At 68.5% G+C, this 18,138-nt stretch carries 16 protein-coding genes; 11 read left to right on the top strand and 5 right to left on the bottom strand.

Annotated features, from left to right (window positions below; genetic code table 11):
- Window positions 1-4 precede the first annotated feature (4 nt).
- From AC1DXX_RS11890 to AC1DXX_RS11860, 7 genes are all read left to right on the top strand, one after another.
- Entirely contained in the window at window positions 5-2,428 is a 2,424-nt protein-coding gene (locus AC1DXX_RS11890) for an aldehyde dehydrogenase family protein (RefSeq protein WP_478134395.1), read from the top strand.
- Window positions 2,429-2,551: 123 nt separating this feature from the next.
- Window positions 2,552-3,004, top strand: coding sequence for an RbsD/FucU family protein (locus tag AC1DXX_RS11885; protein WP_478134393.1), 453 nt, complete (start codon window positions 2,552-2,554; stop codon window positions 3,002-3,004).
- 4 nt (window positions 3,005-3,008) lie between these two features.
- Window positions 3,009-3,953, top strand: a complete 945-nt coding sequence (rbsK, locus tag AC1DXX_RS11880) for a ribokinase (RefSeq protein WP_478134392.1) — start codon at window positions 3,009-3,011, stop codon at window positions 3,951-3,953.
- 13 nt (window positions 3,954-3,966) lie between these two features.
- On the top strand, window positions 3,967-5,019 hold the full coding sequence (locus AC1DXX_RS11875; protein WP_478134391.1) for an ABC transporter permease: 1,053 nt from the start codon (window positions 3,967-3,969) through the stop codon (window positions 5,017-5,019).
- Window positions 5,020-5,030: 11 nt separating this feature from the next.
- Window positions 5,031-6,035 (top strand): substrate-binding domain-containing protein, encoded by a 1,005-nt coding sequence (locus AC1DXX_RS11870; protein WP_478134390.1) that lies wholly within the window; start codon window positions 5,031-5,033, stop codon window positions 6,033-6,035.
- A gap of 11 nt (window positions 6,036-6,046) precedes the next feature.
- Window positions 6,047-7,627, top strand: a complete 1,581-nt coding sequence (locus AC1DXX_RS11865; RefSeq protein WP_478134389.1) for a sugar ABC transporter ATP-binding protein — start codon at window positions 6,047-6,049, stop codon at window positions 7,625-7,627.
- The gene (locus tag AC1DXX_RS11860; protein ID WP_478134388.1) at window positions 7,624-8,667 is read left to right on the top strand and encodes an ABC transporter permease; all 1,044 of its coding nucleotides are present in this window, start codon (window positions 7,624-7,626) and stop codon (window positions 8,665-8,667) included. The genes AC1DXX_RS11865 and AC1DXX_RS11860 overlap by 4 nt, the downstream gene beginning before the upstream one ends.
- A 19-nt stretch (window positions 8,668-8,686) precedes the next feature.
- On the opposite strand, the gene AC1DXX_RS11855 is transcribed toward AC1DXX_RS11860, so the two are convergent.
- From AC1DXX_RS11855 to AC1DXX_RS11840, 4 genes are all read right to left on the bottom strand, one after another.
- Window positions 8,687-9,124: a CBS domain-containing protein gene (locus AC1DXX_RS11855; RefSeq protein ID WP_478134387.1), complete on the bottom strand. Its 438-nt coding sequence runs from the start codon at window positions 9,122-9,124 to the stop codon at window positions 8,687-8,689.
- A 46-nt stretch (window positions 9,125-9,170) separates the two neighbouring features.
- Entirely contained in the window at window positions 9,171-10,226 is a 1,056-nt protein-coding gene (locus AC1DXX_RS11850; protein ID WP_478134386.1) for a 2-oxoacid:ferredoxin oxidoreductase subunit beta, read from the bottom strand.
- The gene (locus AC1DXX_RS11845; protein ID WP_478134462.1) at window positions 10,223-12,064 is read right to left on the bottom strand and encodes a 2-oxoacid:acceptor oxidoreductase subunit alpha; all 1,842 of its coding nucleotides are present in this window, start codon (window positions 12,062-12,064) and stop codon (window positions 10,223-10,225) included. Before AC1DXX_RS11845 ends, AC1DXX_RS11850 begins: the two co-directional genes overlap by 4 nt.
- An 80-nt stretch (window positions 12,065-12,144) precedes the next feature.
- Entirely contained in the window at window positions 12,145-13,956 is a 1,812-nt protein-coding gene (locus tag AC1DXX_RS11840; RefSeq protein WP_478134385.1) for an FAD-dependent oxidoreductase, read from the bottom strand.
- Window positions 13,957-14,104: 148 nt separating this feature from the next.
- Between AC1DXX_RS11840 and AC1DXX_RS11835 the strand changes: the two genes are divergently transcribed.
- Window positions 14,105-14,389 (top strand): hypothetical protein, encoded by a 285-nt coding sequence (locus AC1DXX_RS11835; protein WP_478134384.1) that lies wholly within the window; start codon window positions 14,105-14,107, stop codon window positions 14,387-14,389.
- 22 nt (window positions 14,390-14,411) lie between these two features.
- On the opposite strand, the gene AC1DXX_RS11830 is transcribed toward AC1DXX_RS11835, so the two are convergent.
- Window positions 14,412-15,338, bottom strand: a complete 927-nt coding sequence (locus AC1DXX_RS11830; protein WP_478134383.1) for a LysR family transcriptional regulator — start codon at window positions 15,336-15,338, stop codon at window positions 14,412-14,414.
- A gap of 104 nt (window positions 15,339-15,442) precedes the next feature.
- Here AC1DXX_RS11830 and AC1DXX_RS11825 point away from each other — a divergent pair, with 104 nt between their 5' ends.
- From AC1DXX_RS11825 to thpR, 3 genes are all read left to right on the top strand, one after another.
- Entirely contained in the window at window positions 15,443-16,726 is a 1,284-nt protein-coding gene (locus AC1DXX_RS11825) for an SGNH/GDSL hydrolase family protein (RefSeq protein WP_478134381.1), read from the top strand.
- 78 nt (window positions 16,727-16,804) lie between these two features.
- A complete protein-coding gene (locus AC1DXX_RS11820) occupies window positions 16,805-17,026 on the top strand; it encodes a hypothetical protein (protein ID WP_478134380.1) in 222 nt (73 codons plus the stop codon).
- Complete coding sequence (gene thpR / locus AC1DXX_RS11815) at window positions 17,008-17,556, top strand: RNA 2',3'-cyclic phosphodiesterase (RefSeq protein WP_478134379.1); 549 nt, start codon at window positions 17,008-17,010, stop codon at window positions 17,554-17,556. The genes AC1DXX_RS11820 and thpR overlap by 19 nt, the downstream gene beginning before the upstream one ends.
- The last annotated feature ends 582 nt before the right edge of the window (window positions 17,557-18,138 follow it).

Here is an 18,138-nt window from a genome sequence, read left to right as displayed (position 1 = left end):
CCCGATGAGCAGCAGCAACAGCAACAGCAACAGCAGCGTCGCACGCTATTTCGACACCATGGACTACGGCCCCGCGCCAGAGAACGACACCGACGCCCGCCAATGGCTCGCGCGCCATGCGGAGGGCTTCGGCCATTTCATCGGCGGGCGCTTCACCGCCGCATCGGCCGGCCCGCATTTCGACACGGCCGAACCGGCCACCGGCCAACGGCTCGCCGCCATTGCACAAGGGTCCGCGCAGGACGTGGATGCCGCCGTCGCCGCGGCGCGCGCCGCGCAGCCCGGCTGGCTGGCGCTCGGCGGCCACGGCCGTGCACGGCATCTGTATGCCCTGGCGCGCATGGTGCAGCGCCATGCGCGCCTGCTCGCGGTGGTCGAGGCGCTGGACAACGGCAAGCCGATCCGCGAGACCCGCGACCTCGACGTGCCGCTGGTGGCGCGCCACTTCTATCACCACGCCGGCTGGGCCCAGCTGCAGGCGCGCGAGTTCGCCGACCAGGTGCCGCTGGGCGTGATCGGCCAGATCATTCCCTGGAACTTTCCGCTGCTGATGCTGGCCTGGAAGATCGCGCCCGCCCTCGCGCTGGGCAACACGGTGGTGCTCAAGCCCGCGGAGTTCACACCGCTCAGCGCGCTGCTGTTCGCCGAACTGGCGGCGCAGGCCGGCCTGCCCGCCGGCGTGCTGAACGTGGTGACCGGCGACGGCGCCACGGGCGCGGCGCTGGTGGCGCACGAAGGCGTTGACAAGATCGCCTTCACCGGCTCGACCGACGTGGGCCGCCGGATCCGCGAAGCCACCGCCGGTTCGGGCAAGTCGCTCACGCTGGAGCTGGGCGGCAAGTCGCCCTTCATCGTGTTCGACGATGCCGACATCGATGCCGCCGTGGAAGGCGTGGTCGATGCCATCTGGTTCAACCAGGGCCAGGTGTGCTGCGCCGGCTCGCGGCTGCTGCTGCAGGAAGGCATTGCGGCCGACTTCATCGAACGCCTCAAGCGCCGCATGCAGAGCCTGCGCGTGGGCCTGCCGCTGGACAAGGCGATCGACATCGGCAGCCTGATCGACCCTTCGCAGCTCGAACGCGTGCGTTCGCTGGTGGCCACCGGCGTGCGCGAAGGCGCGGCCTGCTACCAGCCACCGGGCGCGCTGCCCGCGGGCGGCAGCTTCTTTCCGCCCACGCTGCTGACGGGCGTGCATCCGGCCTCCACCGTGGCGACCGAAGAGATCTTCGGCCCGGTGCTGGTGACCATGACCTTCCGCACGCCCGACGAGGCCGTGGCGCTGGCCAACAATACGCGCTACGGGCTCGCGGCCAGTGTGTGGAGCGAGACCATCGGCCTTGCACTGGGCATCGCACCGCAGCTGCAGGCCGGCGTGGTGTGGGTCAACGCGACCAACCTGTTCGACGCGGGCGTAGGCTTCGGCGGCTACCGCGAATCGGGCTACGGCCGCGAAGGCGGGCGCGAAGGCTGCTACGAATACCTGAAGCCGCGCGCGTGGGCAGAGCGCAAGCCGCGTTCGGCAATTGCGACTGCGGAAGCCGCGAACGAAACGGACAAGGCGCCAGTCGCCGCGGGGCCCCCGACCATCGACCGCACGGCCAAGCTGTTCATCGGTGGCAAGCAGGTGCGCCCCGACGGCGAGCTCTCGCACCCCGTGTTCTCCGCCGCCGGCCAGCGGCTCGGCGAGGTGGGCACCGGCAACCGCAAGGACATCCGCAACGCCGTGGCCGCCGCGCGCGCCGCCGCGGCCTGGTCGAGCGCCACGCCGCACCGCCGCGCCCAGGCGCTCTACTACCTGGCCGAAAACCTCTCGGCACGCGCCGGCGAATTCGCCGCGCGCCTCACGAGTTTGACCGGCGTGTCCACGCGCGCCGCGCAGACCGAAGTCGACGCCGCCGTGAGCCGCCTCTTCGCCTACGGTGCGTGGGCCGACAAGTACGAAGGCACGGTGCATGTGCCCCCGCTGCGCGGCGTGGCGCTCGCCACCATCGAGGCCATCGGCGTGGTCGGCGTGGTGTGCCCCGACGAGGCGCCGCTGCTGTCCTTCGTGAGCCTGTTCGCGCCGCTGCTCGCCATGGGCAACCGCACGGTGATCGTGCCGAGCGAGAAGCACCCGCTGATCGTGACCGACTTCTACCAGGTGCTCGAGACCTCCGACCTGCCGGCCGGCGTGCTCAACCTCGTGACCGGCCCCGCCGCCGGCCTTGCGCAGACGCTGGCCGAGCACGACGACGTCGATGCGCTGTGGGCCTTCGGCGCGAAGGAGCTGTCGCGCACCGCCGAGCGACTGTCTATTGGCAACCTCAAGCGCACGCTGGTCGACCACGGCCTGGCCACCGACTGGCACGACGGCGCGGCCGCCGAAGGCCCGCTGTTCCTGCGGCATGCCACGCAGGTCAAGAACATCTGGATTCCCTATGGCGAATGAACGCCGGCAAGGCCGCCAAAGCTTCGAAAACCAAGGGAAATCCCCGAATAGCAAACGTTTGCGCAAACGTTTTCTTTCCCTAAGATCGCAGCCAACCGAACCGTTCCATCGCCAGGAGTCCGCATGCTGAAGTCCATCCACCCGCTGCTCAATGCCGACGTGCTGTACGCCTTGCGCGCCATGGGCCATGGCGACGAACTGGTGTTGTGCGACGCCAACTTTCCGGCCGATTCGGTGGCGCGCCAGACCACGCTGGGCCGGCTGCTGCGCATCGACGGCGTCGGCACCACAGAAGCGGCCCACGCGATCCTGTCGGTGCTGCCGCTGGACGAGGCGGTGGACGATCCGGCACGCCGCATGGAAATCATGGGCCAGCCGAACGAGATCCCGCCGGTACAGCAGGAAATGCAGCGCGAGATCGATGCGGCCGAAGGTCGCTCGCGTCCGCTCGGCGCCATCGAACGCTTCGCCTTCTACGAAGCCGCGCGCCGCGCCTACTGCGTGATCGCGACCGGCGAGCGCCGCTTCTACGGCTGCTTCATCTTCAAAAAGGGCGTGCTCGCGCCGCAGGACTGACCCCATGACCGTCGTCACTTCCAGGCAGCACGGCGTGGCCGTGCTCGGCATCTTCGTTGCCGACCTCGCGTTTCGCGCGTCCAGCCTTCCGGGCGTGGGCCAGACCATCGCCGGCTCGGGCTTCGCGATGGGCCCCGGCGGCAAGGGATCGAACCAGGCCGTGGCGGCCGCGCGCGCGGGCGCCGGGGTCACGTTCATCTCCAAGCTGGGGCAGGACGCCTTCGGCAACGACGCGCTCGCCCTGTGGTCGCGCGAAGGCATCACGCCGCGCGCACCGCAGGTGACGGCGCAGCCGACCGGCGCGGCGTTCATCTACGTGCATGAAGTCACCGGCGACAACGCCATCATCGTGGTGCCGGGCGCCGCGACGCTGATCGATGCCGCCGACGTCGATGCGGCAGCCGATGCGATCCGCGGCGCACGCGTGTTCGTCACCCAGCTCGAGCAGCCGGCCGCCGCCGCACGGCGCGGGCTGGAGATTGCGCGCGAAGCCGGCACGGTCACCGTGTTCAACCCCGCGCCCGCCCTGCCCTTCGACGACGCGCTCTACGCGCTGTGCGACTACATCACGCCCAACGAGCATGAAGCCGCGGCCCTCAGTGGCATGCCCGTCGAAACCATCGAGGACGCGCGCCGCGCGGGCGACTTCTTCCTCGCCAAGGGCGTGGGCTGCGCGCTCATCACGCTCGGCGACAAAGGTGCCCTGCTGCACAGCGCCAGCGGCTCCGAGCACATTCCGGTGTTCCGTGCCGGTGCGGTGAAGGAAACCGCCGGCGCGGGCGACGCCTTCAACGGCGGTTTCGCGGCCGCGCTGGCCGAAGGCGCGACCGCCCGCGAGGCTGCGCGCTTCGGCGCGGCCGTTGCGGCCATCTCGGTGACGCGTGCCGGCACGGCGCCCTCGATGCCCACGCGCGCCGAGGTCGATGCGCTGCTGGGCCGCGCCGCCTGACAGGACCCAGCCCATGAAGCTCAAGTTTTCAGACCGCGAACTCAACTTCCTGGTCGGCATCAACGTCCTCATCCTCGTGGTGGCGACGGTGCTCTCCAAGGGCGACTTCCTCGACGTCTACAACTTCCAGTCCATGGGCGGCCAGCTGCCCGAACTCGGCCTGCTGGCCATGGGCGTGGCGCTGTCGATGATCTCGGGCAACGGCGGCATCGACCTGTCGGGCGTGGCACTGGCCAACCTGGCGGGCGTGGTGGCCGCCACGCTCGCGCCGCAGCTGGCCGCGCCCGATGTGTCGCCGTGGCTCTACACCGGCTGGTTTGCCGCCATCGCACTCGCGGTGGGCCTGGCCGGCGGGCTGCTCAACGGCATGCTGATCGCGCGCGCCGGTCTCACGCCCATCCTCTGCACGCTGGGCACGCAGTTGCTCTACACCGGCCTGGCAGTGGTGCTCACCGGCGGCTCCAGCCTGCGCGTGGGCGATGCCGAGGCGCTCTCTGCCATCGGCAACGAGATGGTGCTGGGCGTGCCGATTCCATTCGTGATCTTCCTCGTCATGCTGCTGGCCGTCGGCTGGCTGCTGCGGCAGAGCCCCTTCGGCATCCGCCTGTTCCTGCTCGGCACCAACGCCAAGGCGGCACGCTACGCCGGCATCTCGCAGGCCCGCATGCTGATCGCGACCTACGCGCTGTGCGGGCTGCTCGCGGCCGTGGCCGGCGTGATCATCGCCGCGCGCACCGCGAGCGTGAAGTCGGACTACGGCAACTCCTACCTGCTGATCGCCATCCTCATCACGGTGATGGCGGGCGTCCGGCCGCAGGGCGGCTACGGGCGCATGGTGTGCCTGTTCTTCTCGGCGGTGGCGCTGCAGCTGCTGTCGAGCACCTTCAACCTGCTGGGCATTTCCAACTTCTTCCGCGACTGCGCCTGGGGCCTGCTGCTGCTGTTCTTCCTGGCCTACGGGCGCTTCGGCCTGCAGGACCTGCGCGTCTTTCTTTCCACTTCGCGCACCAGCGCACCGCCGCACCAGCTCCCTCCTGGCGCGACGCAAAGAAACCCCGAGGGCTAGGAGACAACACAATGCTGAAGAAAACAAAGATCGCCTGCACCGTACTCGCGCTGACCACCGTGGCTTTCGCCTCGGCGCTGCACGCACAGGGCAAGCCGCAAGACATCGTCACCGTGGTCAAGATCACGGGCATCAGCTGGTTCAACCGCATGGAAGTGGGCGTGAAGGAATTCGGCGCGAACACGCCAGGCGTGTCCACGCGCCAGATCGGCCCGGCCCAGTCGGACGCCGCGCAGCAGCAGCGCCTGGTGGAAGACCTGGTGGCCAAGAAGGTCGACGCCATCGCCGTGGTCTCGATGGATCCGCCCACGCTGGAGCCGGTGCTCAAGCGTGCGATGGAGCGCGGCATCAAGGTCGTGACGCACGAGGCCGACAACCAGAAGAACACCATGGTCGACATCGAGGCCTTCGACAACACGGCCTACGGCGCGCGCATCAACGAGCGCCTCTCGGCCTGCATGGGCCAGCAGGGCAAGTGGACCTCGCTCGTCGGCTCGCTCGGCAGCCAGTCGCAGGTGCAGTGGGCCGACGGCGGCGCCTCGAACGCGAAGAAGTACCCCAAGATGCAGCTGGTCGATGCCAAGAACGAATCGCTCAACGATGCCGAGAAGGCCTACGGCAAGGCCAAGGAGATGCTGCGCAAGCACCCCGACCTGAAGGGCTTCCAGGGCTCGTCGTCGCTCGACGTGCTGGGCATCGGCCGCGCCGTGGAAGAAGCGGGCCTGCAGGGCAAGGTCTGCGTGTTCGGCACGGGCCTGCCCAGCGAGGCGGCCAAGTTCCTCGAGTCGGGCGCGGTCGGCGGCATCGCCTTCTGGGATCCGAAGGATGCCGGCCTCGTCATGAACAAGGCGGCCAAGATGCTGATCGACGGCAAGACCATCGCCGATGGCGCCGACATGGGCGTGCCGGGCTACAACAAGGTCTCGGTCAAGAAGGGACCGGGCGCCGGCGTCATCGTCACCGGCCAGGCCTGGGTCGAGGTCGACAAGCAGAACTACAAGAAGTACGCTTTCTGAGCCTGCGAACCATGACCCTTGCAGCAGCGCCTTCCACGCATGCCCCAGCCGCGCCGGCGGGGCGCCGCGTCTTTCTCGAAGTGCAGGACGTGCACAAGCGCTTCGCGGGCGTGCATGCACTGCGCGGCATCGACCTGACGATCGAGGCCGGCGAGATCTACCACCTGCTCGGCGAGAACGGCTGCGGCAAGAGCACGCTGATCAAGATCATCTCGGGCGCGCAGCCGCCGAGCCAGGGCCGCATCGTGATCGACGGCAGGCCGCACGATGCGTTGTCGCCGCTTCAGGCGCTCACGCTCGGCATCGAGACGGTCTACCAGGACCTGTCCCTGCTGCCGAACATGAGCGTGGCCGAGAACGTCGCGCTCAGCGAGCAGCTGGTGAGCACCAGCGGCAAGCTGGCACGGCGTTTCGACCGCAAGGCGGTGGCGGCCACGGCCGTGCGCGCATTGGAGACGGTGAAGCTGCCGACAGACGCCGCGTTCCTCGCGCGCCGCGTCGACGAGCTGCCGATCGCCACGCGCCAGCTGGTGGCGATCGCGCGCGCCGTGGCCACGCGCGCGCGCATGGTCATCATGGACGAGCCCACCACCTCGCTCACGCAGAAGGAGGTGGACAACCTCGTGCACGTGGTCGAGGCGCTGCGCGCGCAGGGCGTGGCGGTGCTGTTCGTGAGCCACAAGCTCGACGAGTGCATGGCCATGGGCGGCCAGGCCATCGTGTTCCGCGACGGCACCAAGGTCGCGCAGGGCTCGATCAAGGACTTCACCAAGGCCGAGCTCGCGCACTGGATGACCGGCAAGCAGCTTGACGGCGCGCGCTATCGCCACCGCTCGCACGACGGCGACGTGCTGCTGAAGGTCGAGGCGCTGGGCCGAGGCGCGCAGTTCAGCGACGTGGGCTTCACGCTGCACAAGGGCGAGATCCTGGGCATCACCGGGCTCCTGGACTCGGGGCGCAACGAACTGGCGATGGCGCTCGCGGGCGTGCAGGCCGCGGACCGCGGCCGCATCTCGCTCGCATCGAAAGCCATCACGCTGAAGACACCGGCCGACGGCATCCGCCAGGGCATCGGCTACGTGCCCGAAGACCGGCTCAGCGAAGGCCTCTTTCTCGACAAGCCGATCCGCGACAACATCGTCACGGCCGTGCTCAGCCGCCTGCGCGGTCGCTTCGGCGCGCTCGATGCACGCCAGTGCCAGGCGCTGGCCGAACGCACCGTGGCCGACCTGCAGATCGCCACGCCCGACGTGGACCGCCCCGTGCAGTCGCTCTCGGGCGGCAACCAGCAGCGCGTGCTCATCGGCCGCTGGCTCGCCATCGATCCGCGAGTGCTGATCCTGCACGGCCCGACCGTGGGCGTGGACGTCGGCTCGAAAGACACCATCTACCGCATCGTGCAGCGGCTGGCCGAGCAGGGGCTGGGCGTGATCCTGGTCAGCGACGACCTGCAGGAACTGCTGCAGAACTGCGACCGCATCCTGCTGATGCGCAAGGGCCGCATCGCCCACGACTTCGACGCGCAGGGGCTGGCCGAAAGCGAGCTGTACCGTGCGCTGGTTTCAGACACTCCCTCCCCCGCATTCTCATGACGGCTTCCACCATGCAAGCGCACGCCACCGCCGTGCCCGCAGCCCCCGAGCCCCGGGCCCGCACGTCCTGGCGCCACTGGCTCGCACAGCGCCCCTCGGCCTTCACACTGGCGCTGATCGTGCTGGTGAGCCTGGTGGTGGGCGCGATCAACCCGAGCTTCTTCCAGTTGCCGGTGCTGTTCGACATCGTGCGTGCCTGCACGGTGCTGGGCCTGTTCGCGCTCGGCGTGCTGATCGTGCTGGCCGCGGGCGGCATCGACGTGTCGTTCGCGGCGATTGCCGCGCTCACGATGTACAGCATCACCAAGCTCGTGCTGAACCACTTTCCGGAAGCGCCGATCGCGCTGCTACTGGTGGCGGGTGCGGTGAGCGGTGCCCTGCTCGGCGTGCTCAACGGCCTGCTGGTGCACTGGCTCAAGGCGCCTTCGCTGATCGTGACCATCGGCACGCAGTACCTGTACCGCGGCATCCTGCTGACCTTCGTCGGCACGGTGTTCTTCATGAACGTGCCGCTGCCGATGGACGCCTTCGGCAAGCTCGCGCTCTGGCGCTTCGACACGCCGCAGGGTCTGCATGCGGTGCTGCCGGCCACCGTGCTGGTGCTGGCCGGCGCGGCGCTGCTGACCTGGTGGCTGCTGAATCGCACGCTCATCGGCCGCGCCGTGTACGCCATCGGCGGCAGCCTGGCGATTGCGGAGCGGCTGGGCTACAACCTGCGCACCGTTCACGTCTTCGTGTTCGCGTACGCGGGCTTCCTGTCGGGCTTGGCGGGCATCGTGCATGTGTCGAGCACGCGGCTGGCCAATCCGTTCGACCTGGTGGGCAACGAGCTGGACGTGATCGCCGCCGTGATCCTCGGCGGCGCGCGCATCACGGGCGGCAGCGGCACCGTGGGCGGCACGCTGCTCGGCGTGGTGCTGGTCACGCTGATCAACAACGTGCTGATCCTGGCGGGCGTGCCCAGCACATGGCAGAAGGTGATCATCGGGGCCTTCATCCTGGTGGCGGGCGCCTGCTTCGCGATGCGCAAGCAGGCCTGAGGGCCGCGTCGACGGCTCCTCAGCCCAGAACGTCGTTCACCTGCTCGTTGAATTCGGCCTGGCTGAGGGCCGTGCCGATCTCCCGCGGCAGTGCATCGCGCATCGAGAACACCCCCAGGATCTTCGTCCCCGACATCAGCGGCAGATGGCGGAATCCCCTCTCGAGCATCAGCACGACGGCATCGGACACCAGCGTCTCCGACGGTACGCAGATCGGGTTGGGCGTCATGACCTCGTGCACCGCCGTGCGATCGGGGTCGAGTCCCCGGGCCAGCACCCGGGTCATCAGGTCGCGCTCGGTCAGGATGCCCAGCAGGGTGTCCGGCAGCTCCATGACGAGCACGCTGCCGCAGTTGGCGCGCGTCATCACGCATGCGGCATCGCGCGCGCTGGCCTGCGGGCCAAGGCTGGTCACATGCTTGCGCGAGATGGACTGGAAAACGGTGCGCTCGGCCATGGTGCGCCCTCCGGAAATTAGCGCCAATGGTGCCGCCGCCGCTCGCTTAGCGCAAGGAGGCGTTGAGCCGTTCCAGCGCCCGGGCGCCGGGGCAGAGCTCGGCCGGCCCCAGCGCGTTGAGCGGCCGGTCGCTGGTATTGAGCGCCGTATGCAGGTCGGTGGCCAGCGGATCGACGTAGAGCAGGCCGGTCACCACCTCCCCCATCTCGTGGTGCCGCTGCATGTAGGCCATGGCGGCGTAGCGGTCGCCGGGGTTGTAGTCGGGGTGCAGGCTGCGCAGCCGCAGCAGCGTGCCGTCGTGCTGGCGCACGTCCATCACCTCGCCCGGCACCATGTCGACGGTGATTTCCTCCCGCCCGCTGATGAAGTCGATGCGGCTCACCGCCTCGTTGTGCTCGCGGACGTAGTCGTAGCTCTTGGTGCTGCCGGGGTGGTTGTTGAACGCGACGCAGGGGCTGACCACATCGATGAAGGCGGCCCCGCCGTGGCTGATCGCGCCCTTGATCAGTGGCACAAGTTGCGCCTTGTTACCCGAAAAGCCGCGTCCCACGTAGCTGGCGCCCAACTGCAGCGCCATGGCCACAAGGTCCACCGGGTTGTCGGTGTTGACGACGCCCTTCTTGCTCTTGGACCCCTGGTCGGCGGTGGCCGAAAACTGGCCCTTGGTCAGGCCGTAGACCCCGTTGTTTTCCACGATGTACGCCATCCGCACGCCGCGCCGCATGGCGTGGGCAAACTGGCCCAGGCCGATGGAAGCCGAATCCCCGTCCCCCGAAACGCCCAGGTACAGCAGGTCGCGGTTGGCCAGGTTGGCGCCGGTCAGCACGCTGGGCATGCGGCCGTGCACCGTGTTGAAGCCGTGCGACGCGCCCAGGAAATAATCCGGCGTCTTGGAACTGCAGCCGATGCCCGAGAGCTTGGCCACCCGATGGGGTTCGATGTCCAGCTCCCAGCAGGCCTCGATGATGGCGGCGGAGATCGAGTCGTGCCCGCAGCCGGCGCACAGCGTGGAGATCTTGCCCTCGTAGTCGCGCCGCGTGTAGCCGACCTTGTTGGTGGCCAGCGTCGGGTGGTGCAGCCGGGGCTTGGCGAGGTAGGTCATGCAGGTTCCTTCGTATCGGCGGCGCCGGATGCCTGCGTCTGCAGGTGCGTGCCGATGGCCTGCACGATGAAGCGCGCCGTGATGGGTGTGCCGTCGAAGTGCAGCACCCGGACCAGCCGGGCGGGATCGATGTCCAGCTCGTTGACCAGCAGGCTGCGCATCTGGGCGTCGCGGTTCTGCTCGACCACGAACACCTGCGCGTGCTGCGCCAGGAACTGCACCACGCTGTCCGGGAAGGGAAAGGCGCGCAGCCGCAGCGCGTCCAGGTGGATGCCGCGTTCCTGCAGGGTTTCCAGCGCCTCGTGCATCGACGGGCTGGTCGAGCCGAAATAGATCACGCCCAGGTCGGTCTTCTCGGCGGCCGGCCGGAGCACGGGCTGCGGCACCAGCGTGGCCGCGGTCGCGAACTTCTTCAGCAGCCGCTCCATGTTGTAGATGTAGTCCGGCCCGCGCTCCGAATACCGGGCGTAGGCATCGCGCGTCGTGCCGCGGGTGAAGTAGCTGCCCTTGGTCGGGTGCGTGCCCGGCAGCGTGCGCCAGGGGATGCCGTCGCCGTCCACGTCCTTGTAGCGGCCGAAGTCGCGGCCCGCCTCGAGCTCTTCGGCGCTCATGACCTTGCCGCGGTCGTAGGCCTTGCTGTCGTCCCATGCAAAGGGCTCGCACAGGCGCTGGTTCATGCCGATGTCCAGGTCCGTCATGAGGAACACCGGCGTCTGCAGCCGGTCGGCCAGGTCCAGCGCCGCCGCCGCGTGCTCGAAGCACTCGTGCGGGTCCTCGGGAAACAGGAGCACGTGCTTGGTGTCCCCGTGCGAGGCGTAGGCGCAACACAGGATGTCGGCCTGCTGGGTGCGCGTTGGCATGCCGGTGGAAGGGCCGCCGCGCTGCACGTTGATGAGCGTGACGGGAATCTCGGCAAAGTAGGCCAGGCCGATGAACTCGGCCATCAGCGAAATGCCCGGCCCCGAGGTTGCCGTGAAGGCGCGTGCGCCGTTCCACCCTGCCCCGACCACCATGCCGATGGAGGCCAGCTCGTCCTCTGCCTGCACGATGGCGAAGCGGTTCTGGCCGGTGGCCGGGTCGACACGGAACTTCGCGCAGTACTTCTGGAAGGCCTCGGCCACCGAGGACGAAGGCGTGATCGGATACCAGGCGGCCACCGTGGCGCCGCCGTACACGCAGCCCAACGCTGCGGCGCTGTTGCCGTCGACGAAGATCCGGTCGCCCACGCCATCGGCGCGCCGCACCCGCAGCCCCACGGGCTCGCGCAGGTTCTCGCGCGCGAAGTCGCAGCCCAGGTGCAGCGCCTGCACGTTGGAAGCCAGCAGCTTCTCCTTGCCCTTGTACTGCTCGCCGAACAGCTTCTCGACCACCTCGGGCTCGATGCCCAGCAGGATCGCCAGCGCGCCCACGTAGACGATGTTCTTGAAGAGCTGGCGCTGCCGCGGGTCGTGATAGACCGCGTTGCAGATCTCGGTCAGCGGCATGCCGATGATGCGGATGTCGTCGCGGAATTTCGAGGGCGGCAGCGGCCGCGTGCTGTCGTAGAAGAGATAGCCGCCGGGCTCCAGCTCGGCCACGTCGGCGTCCCAGGTCTGCGGGTTCATCGCCACCATCATGTCGGTGCCGCCGCGCCGCCCCAGGTGGCCCCGCTCGGTCACGCGCACCTCGTACCAGGTCGGCAGGCCCTGGATGTTGCTCGGGAAGATGTTGCGCGGACTCACCGGCACGCCCATGCGCAGGATGGCCTTGGCGAACAGCTCGTTGGCCGAGGCCGAACCCGAGCCGTTGACGTTGGCGAACTTGATGACGAAGTCGTTGACCGCCTCGATCTGCGGAATGACCCCCACCACGCTTGCCACTTCGTGTGCTTCGCTGCCCCCCGAGGGGGCCTTCGCGCCTTCGGGCGGCCGTACGGCGCTCATGCGGCCACCTCCTGCGCATGCCCCTGCCCCGCCGGCGTCATCTTCAGCAGGAACTTCTGCATGTCCCAGGCCCCCGTGGGACAGCGCTCGGCGCACAGGCCGCAGTGCAGGCAGACGTCCTCGTCCTTGACCATCACGCGGCCCGTCTTGAGCCCGCCGGACACGTACAGGTCCTGCGCCAGGTTGAGCGCCGGCGCCTTGAGCCGGGTGCGCAGTTCAGCTTCCTCGCCGTTGGCGGTGAAGTTGATGCAGTCCATTGGGCAGATGTCCACGCAGGCATCGCATTCGATGCAGGCGGCCTCGGTGAACACGGTCTGCACGTCGCAGTTCAGGCAGCGCTCGGCCTCCTTGAAGGCGGTGGCGGCGTCGAAGCCCAGCTCCACCTCCACCCGGATGCTGGCCAGCGCCATCTCGGCCTTGGCCCACGGCACCTTGTAGCGCAGGTCGTTGGAGGTGTCGTTATCGTAGCTCCACTCGTGGATGCCCATCTTCTGCGACACCAGGTTGGTCATGGGCGCCGGGCGAACGTAGACCGGTTCGGCACGCAGCAGCTTGTCGATCGACACCGCAGCCTCGTGGCCGTGGGCCACGGCCGTGATGATGTTCTTGGGGCCGAAGGCCGCATCGCCGCCGAAGAACACGTTGGGCACCGTCGACTGGAAGGTGTCCTTGTCCAGCGTCGGCAGGCCCCACTTGTCGAAGGCGATGCCGCAATCGCGCTCGATCCACGGGAAGGCGTTCTCCTGGCCCACCGCAACCAGCACTTCATCGCATTCGAAGTAGGCGTCCGGCTCGCCCGTGGGCACCAGCGTGCGGCCGCCATGCTCGTCGTACGCGGCACGGACGATTTCGAAACGCATGCCCAGCAGCCTGCCCTCCTCGTGCACGAAGGCCTTGGGCACATGGAAGTCGATGATCGGAATGCCTTCATGCTGGGCGTCCTCCTTTTCCCAGGGCGAGGCCTTCATTTCCTCGAAGCCGCTGCGCACGATGACCTTCACGTCGGTGCCGCCCAGGCGGCGGGCCGACCGGCAGCAGTCCATCGCCGTGTTGCCGCCGCCCAGCACGATCACCCGCTGGCCGATGCTGCCGACGTGACCGAAGGAGACGGAATTGAGCCAGTCGATGCCGATGTGGATGCTGGCTGCGGCTTCCTGGCGGCCGGGCGCATCGAGGTCGCGCCCGCGCGGCGCGCCGCAGCCGACGAAGACCGCGTCCCATCCCTCGGCCATCAACGCCTTCATCGAGCCGATGCGCTCGCCGCCGCGGAATTCGACGCCCAGGTCCAGGATGTAGCCCGTCTCCTCGTCGATCACCGACTCCGGCAGGCGAAAGCGCGGTATCTGCGTGCGGATGAAACCGCCGGCCTTGGCCTCGCCGTCGAACACCGTCACCTCGTAGCCCAGCGGCGCCAGGTCGCGCGCCACGGTGAGCGAGGCCGGCCCCGCGCCGATGCAGGCGACACGCTTGCCGTTCTTCGGCGCCAGCTTCGGCATGCGTGCACGCACGTCGTCCTTCATGTCGGCCGCCACGCGCTTGAGCCGGCAGATCGCCACAGGCTCAGGATCCTTGGCGTTGCTTTCCTCCACCCGCCCCCGCCGGCAGGCCGGCTCGCAAGGCCGGTCGCAGGTGCGCCCCAGGATGCCGGGAAAGACGTTGGAAACCCAGTTGATCATGTAGGCGTCGCTGTAGCGGCGCTGCGCGATCATGCGGATGTATTCAGGGACGGGGGTGTGCGCCGGACAGGCGTACTGGCAATCGACGACCTTGTGGAAATAGGCCGGGTTGGCAATGTCGGTTCGCTGCAATGCGTGCCTCCTGACAGTCGCTCTGGACCCCGAAGGGGCCGGCATGCGGCTTTGGCGCCAGTATGCGCCGCACCGGCGGCTGCAAAACCTTGGTGGAATCCCGCACTCGCGCCCATCGCGGGTCACAGCCATCACGTAGCATCCGGCCATGAGCTACACCGTGAACCTGGTCGACTTCCCCGACGCCCCACCCGATGTCATCGCCACCGCGGAGTCCCGCTTCCGGCGCGAACTCGACAAGCTGCTGGGCGACCGCGTCGAACAGGCTCTGAAGGCCTTCGAGAACGCCAGCGAGTCGAGTGCCGACGAACTCACCAAGGACGAGATCGCACTCGCTGCCAGTTGGGCCAAGGCCTACGAAGCGGCCAAGACGGCCGGCTTCCGCGCGCTCGGCGAGGCCGACGAAGCGTATTTCGAAGTCCGGGTGGAATAACCCCGCGCCTGCTGCACAGCACCTACCTGCGCTGGCCGCCCGACCGAGCCGGCGAGCGGGCCGCTCCCGGCAGCTGCGCCACGCGCTCTGCCAGGAAGTCCACCAGCACGCGCACCCGCAGCGGCTGGTGGCGGCGCGGGGCGTACAGCAGGTGTACCTCCTGCGCCGGTCCGGTGTGGCGGCCGAGCACGCGCACCAGGCGGCCCTCGGCCAGCAGGTCTGCCACCATCCATGTGGGTTGGAGCGAAATGCCGGCGCCCCCGAGCACGCTGTCCAGCAGGGCCACCGCGTTGTTCACGCGGTAGCGGCTGCGCACCGGCACGGTCGCTGCGCCGTCCGGCCCCTGCAGCAGAACGCCTTCGTCGCCCGCGGCATAGCGCAGGTAGTCGTGGGCCAGAAGATCCTGCGGCTTGCGCGGCTTGCCGCGCGAGGCCACGTAGGCCGGTGACGCGACGAGCACGCGCGGCCATGTGCCGAGGTGGCGCGCGACCAGGTCCGGCGGCAGCGATCCGCCCACGCGCAGCGAGACGTCGATGCGCTCCTCCCGCGGATCGACGAAGCGGTCGTCCAGCACCAGTTCGAGTTCGATGTCCGGGTACAGCCGCAGGAACTCCACCGCCAACGCGTTGAGATGCCGCTGGCCCATGGTGACCGGCGCGCTCATGCGCAGCAGGCCCCGCGGCTGCTGGACCTGCTCGCGCGCGCCGGCCACGGCGTCGCCGTAGTCCTCCAGCACGCGGCGGGCGCGCTCGTGAAAACGCTGCCCTTCCTCGGTCAGGCTCAGGCCGGTGGCGGCGCGCCGCAGCAGGCGCACGCCCAGCGAGCGCTCCAGGCCCGCGACCAGCTTGCTGATCGTGGGTTGGGTGGTGTCCAGCGCGCGGGCCGCGCCCGAGAGGCTGCCCAGCTCGACGCTGTGCACGAAAGCCGAGAGGGCGCGCAAGGTGTCCACGATGTATTCGAATATGGAATGTATTGGATGCAATTCTGCCATCTACCCATCCGCACTTGCATGCATGAAAGTCGAGGCATCGCTTCACTTTCAAGGATACGCACATGAATGCATCGGCCCTCGGATCGATCCTCAAGCACGGCGCCGTGGCGCTGACCCTGGCGGGCATCGCCGCCGCATCGACCGCGGAAACGGCCGCACCGCGCGCACCGGCGTACTGGAGCCCCAGCTGGATGGCCAGCACCCAGCCCACCTGGGGCGGCGACTTCGTGCTGCCGAGCGGCCTGCCCTTCCAGCTCAACCGGCAGACGATTCGCCAGGTGGCGCGCCTGAGCATCGGCGGCGCCAGGCTGCGCGTGGTGATCAGCAATGAAGGCGGCACGACGCCGCTTTACATCGGCGCGGCGCGTGTGGCGCGCCATGCAGAAGGCTCGGCGATCGTCGAAGGCACCGACCGGGCGCTTCGTTTCGGCGGACAAGCCGAGGTCACCGTGCCGCCCGGCGCACGGCTGGTCAGCGACCCGGTGGAGTTGCCGCTGGCTGCGCTCAGCGAAGTCGCCGTGTCGCTCTACCTGCCGAAACCCAGCCAGCCCGCGGGCTTTCATTTCGATGCCCGCGAAATTGCGTACGTGGTCAACGGCGACCTGACCGGCGCCGCCAGGATGCCGCCTGCGGCGTCGCCATGGAGCACCCGCGTCTACGTCAGCGGCCTGATCGTGGAAACGCCGAAGCCGCCGGCCACCGTCGTCGCGCTGGGCGACTCGCTGACCGACGGCAACGGCGCCACGCCCGGCGCCAACACCCGCTGGCCCGATGCGCTGGCCGAGCGCCTGGCCGGGCGCGGCGTCGGCGTACTGAACGCGGGCATCTCCGGCGGCCGCCTGATGAAGGACGGCATGGGCCGCGCCGCGCTGGAGCGCGCGGGCCGCGACGTGTTCGCGCAGCCGGGCATTCGCACCGTGGTCGTGCTGCTGGGCACCAACGACATCGGCTGGCCCGGCGGCCCGTTCGCACCGCAGGAGCCGGCGATGCGCGCGGAGGAACTGATCCAGGGGTTCCGCCAGCTGATCGAGATGGCCCATGCCCACAACGTGCGCATCGTGGCCGGCACGATCCCGCCCAATGAACGCGGGCTGGAAGGCACGGGCCTCGAAGGCCACCACTCGCCGGAGAAGGACAAGGTGCGGCAGGCTGTGAACCGCTGGATCCGCGAGGGCGGCGCGTTCGACGCGGTGGTCGACTTCGACGCACTGCTGCGCGACCCGGCCCGCCCGATCCGCATGAAGGCGTCGATGGATTCCGGCGATCACCTGCATCCGGGCGACGCCGGCTACAAGGCGATGGCCGCGGCGATCGATCTCGAAGCCCTGCTTGGCGACCCTCGATAGGCTGCAAATATACTGTACATAAATACAGTATTTTCTCTAGAATACGTCGTCTCCAAGAACAACATTCGAGGCGACTTCATGACCACCGCCAATCCGCCCGCGCCCTCGGCGCAGGTCCTATTTTTCTCCCGGCTGCACCCGATGCAGCCGCGTCAACGTGCAGGCCGGCTTTCGACCTGGCCCTTTCGCGTCGCCCGCGACCACGACCATGGCGACAGCAGCGAGAAGGACGACATCCGCGTTCAGGCGGCACGCGTCATCCGGACGACGGCCGAGCACTGGTGGCCGTCGGCATCCTGAACGAATCCATGGTCCGGCGGCAACTTCTCATCGGTCTCTTTCCCGGCCGGCGGGTGCAGGCGGAGATCAAGGCGCACTGCAACGACTGGTGGTGGCCGAGGAACTGCACGTTCCCGCCCGAAGAACGCCTGCACCTGACGCTCCAGTACCTCAATGACCTGGACGAAGCGGCCGAACAGCGCCTGCGCGCCGCGTTGGCCGAGGTGGCCATGCCACCGCTGGAACTCACCCTCAACCGCTCATGCACCTGGCCCAACGGTGTTTCGGTGGTTCAACCGGCCGAGCATGAAGGACTGCGCGCGCTTCATGACCATCTCCAACGCGCCCTGTTGCGGGCCGGCTTTGTTTCCCGCGTCCGTGGATGGACGCCGCACGTCACGATTGCCCGAGACACCGAGTGCGCCGCACGCCCGCCATGCCTGCCCCCTATTCGCTGGAAGGCGCAGGAGTTCAAGCTCGTGCGCTCGCACTTCACGCGCCCGTTCCGGCACGAGCTGCTGGCGTCTTATCCGCTACCTGAAGAAACATGATGTCGTCGGCGGCAACAGGCAACGGGCCACGGACTCTCCATCGCGGACTGAAACGCGCTGCGCCTCGCGCCGAAGGAGCGCGACCGGACGATTCGCAGCTGGCATTTCGGTTTTCTACCAGGCTATCGCGTGACCCGCGATGCGTGAAACTGGCACGAAAGCGTTTGGGGCGCTGTTGTTCAGGGCGCGTGCACAGGACACCGGGTACTCCCCTCCGCGAATGTCCCCCGCTTCGCTCCTCCTTTATTTCGCTGCGCAGAGCACACCATCGGCGTGATCGCTCAGAGCGGCCGTTGATCGGCTCGCACAAGCGCTGCGTCCATCGTGCACAGGGCACCGGGTGCTCTCCGCAGCGAAATAAAGGAGGAGCGAAGCGGGGGACATTCGCGGAGGGGAGTACCCGGTGTCCTGTGCACGCGCCCTGAACAACAGCGCCCCAAACGCTTTCGTGCCAGTTTCACGCATCGCGGGTCACGCGATAGCCTGGTAGAAAACCGAAATGCCAGCTGCGAATCGTCCGGTCGCGCTCCTTCGGCGCGAGGCGCAGCGCGTTTCAGTCCGCGATGGAGAGTCCGTGGCCCG

This window comes from Variovorax sp. P4_B10, assembly GCF_056402375.1.
Note: the sequence above shows the minus strand (reverse complement) of the source record. Positions and strands in the feature narration are given on the sequence as shown.

Excerpts from the sequence above, each read along its gene's own strand:
- AC1DXX_RS11890 (WP_478134395.1), top strand. The coding sequence starts at position 5 with ATGAGCAGCAGCAACAGCAACAGCAACAGCAGCGTCGCACGCTATTTC.
- AC1DXX_RS11825 (WP_478134381.1), top strand. The coding sequence starts at position 15,443 with ATGAATGCATCGGCCCTCGGATCGATCCTCAAGCACGGCGCCGTGGCG.
- AC1DXX_RS11875 (WP_478134391.1), top strand. The coding sequence starts at position 3,967 with ATGAAGCTCAAGTTTTCAGACCGCGAACTCAACTTCCTGGTCGGCATC.
- AC1DXX_RS11870 (WP_478134390.1), top strand. The coding sequence starts at position 5,031 with ATGCTGAAGAAAACAAAGATCGCCTGCACCGTACTCGCGCTGACCACC.
- AC1DXX_RS11885 (WP_478134393.1), top strand. The coding sequence starts at position 2,552 with ATGCTGAAGTCCATCCACCCGCTGCTCAATGCCGACGTGCTGTACGCC.
- AC1DXX_RS11820 (WP_478134380.1), top strand. The coding sequence starts at position 16,805 with ATGACCACCGCCAATCCGCCCGCGCCCTCGGCGCAGGTCCTATTTTTC.
- AC1DXX_RS11860 (WP_478134388.1), top strand. The coding sequence starts at position 7,624 with ATGACGGCTTCCACCATGCAAGCGCACGCCACCGCCGTGCCCGCAGCC.
- AC1DXX_RS11850 (WP_478134386.1), bottom strand. The coding sequence starts at position 10,226 with ATGACCTACCTCGCCAAGCCCCGGCTGCACCACCCGACGCTGGCCACC.
- AC1DXX_RS11855 (WP_478134387.1), bottom strand. The coding sequence starts at position 9,124 with ATGGCCGAGCGCACCGTTTTCCAGTCCATCTCGCGCAAGCATGTGACC.
- AC1DXX_RS11835 (WP_478134384.1), top strand. The coding sequence starts at position 14,105 with ATGAGCTACACCGTGAACCTGGTCGACTTCCCCGACGCCCCACCCGAT.
- AC1DXX_RS11865 (WP_478134389.1), top strand. The coding sequence starts at position 6,047 with ATGACCCTTGCAGCAGCGCCTTCCACGCATGCCCCAGCCGCGCCGGCG.
- rbsK (WP_478134392.1), top strand. The coding sequence starts at position 3,009 with ATGACCGTCGTCACTTCCAGGCAGCACGGCGTGGCCGTGCTCGGCATC.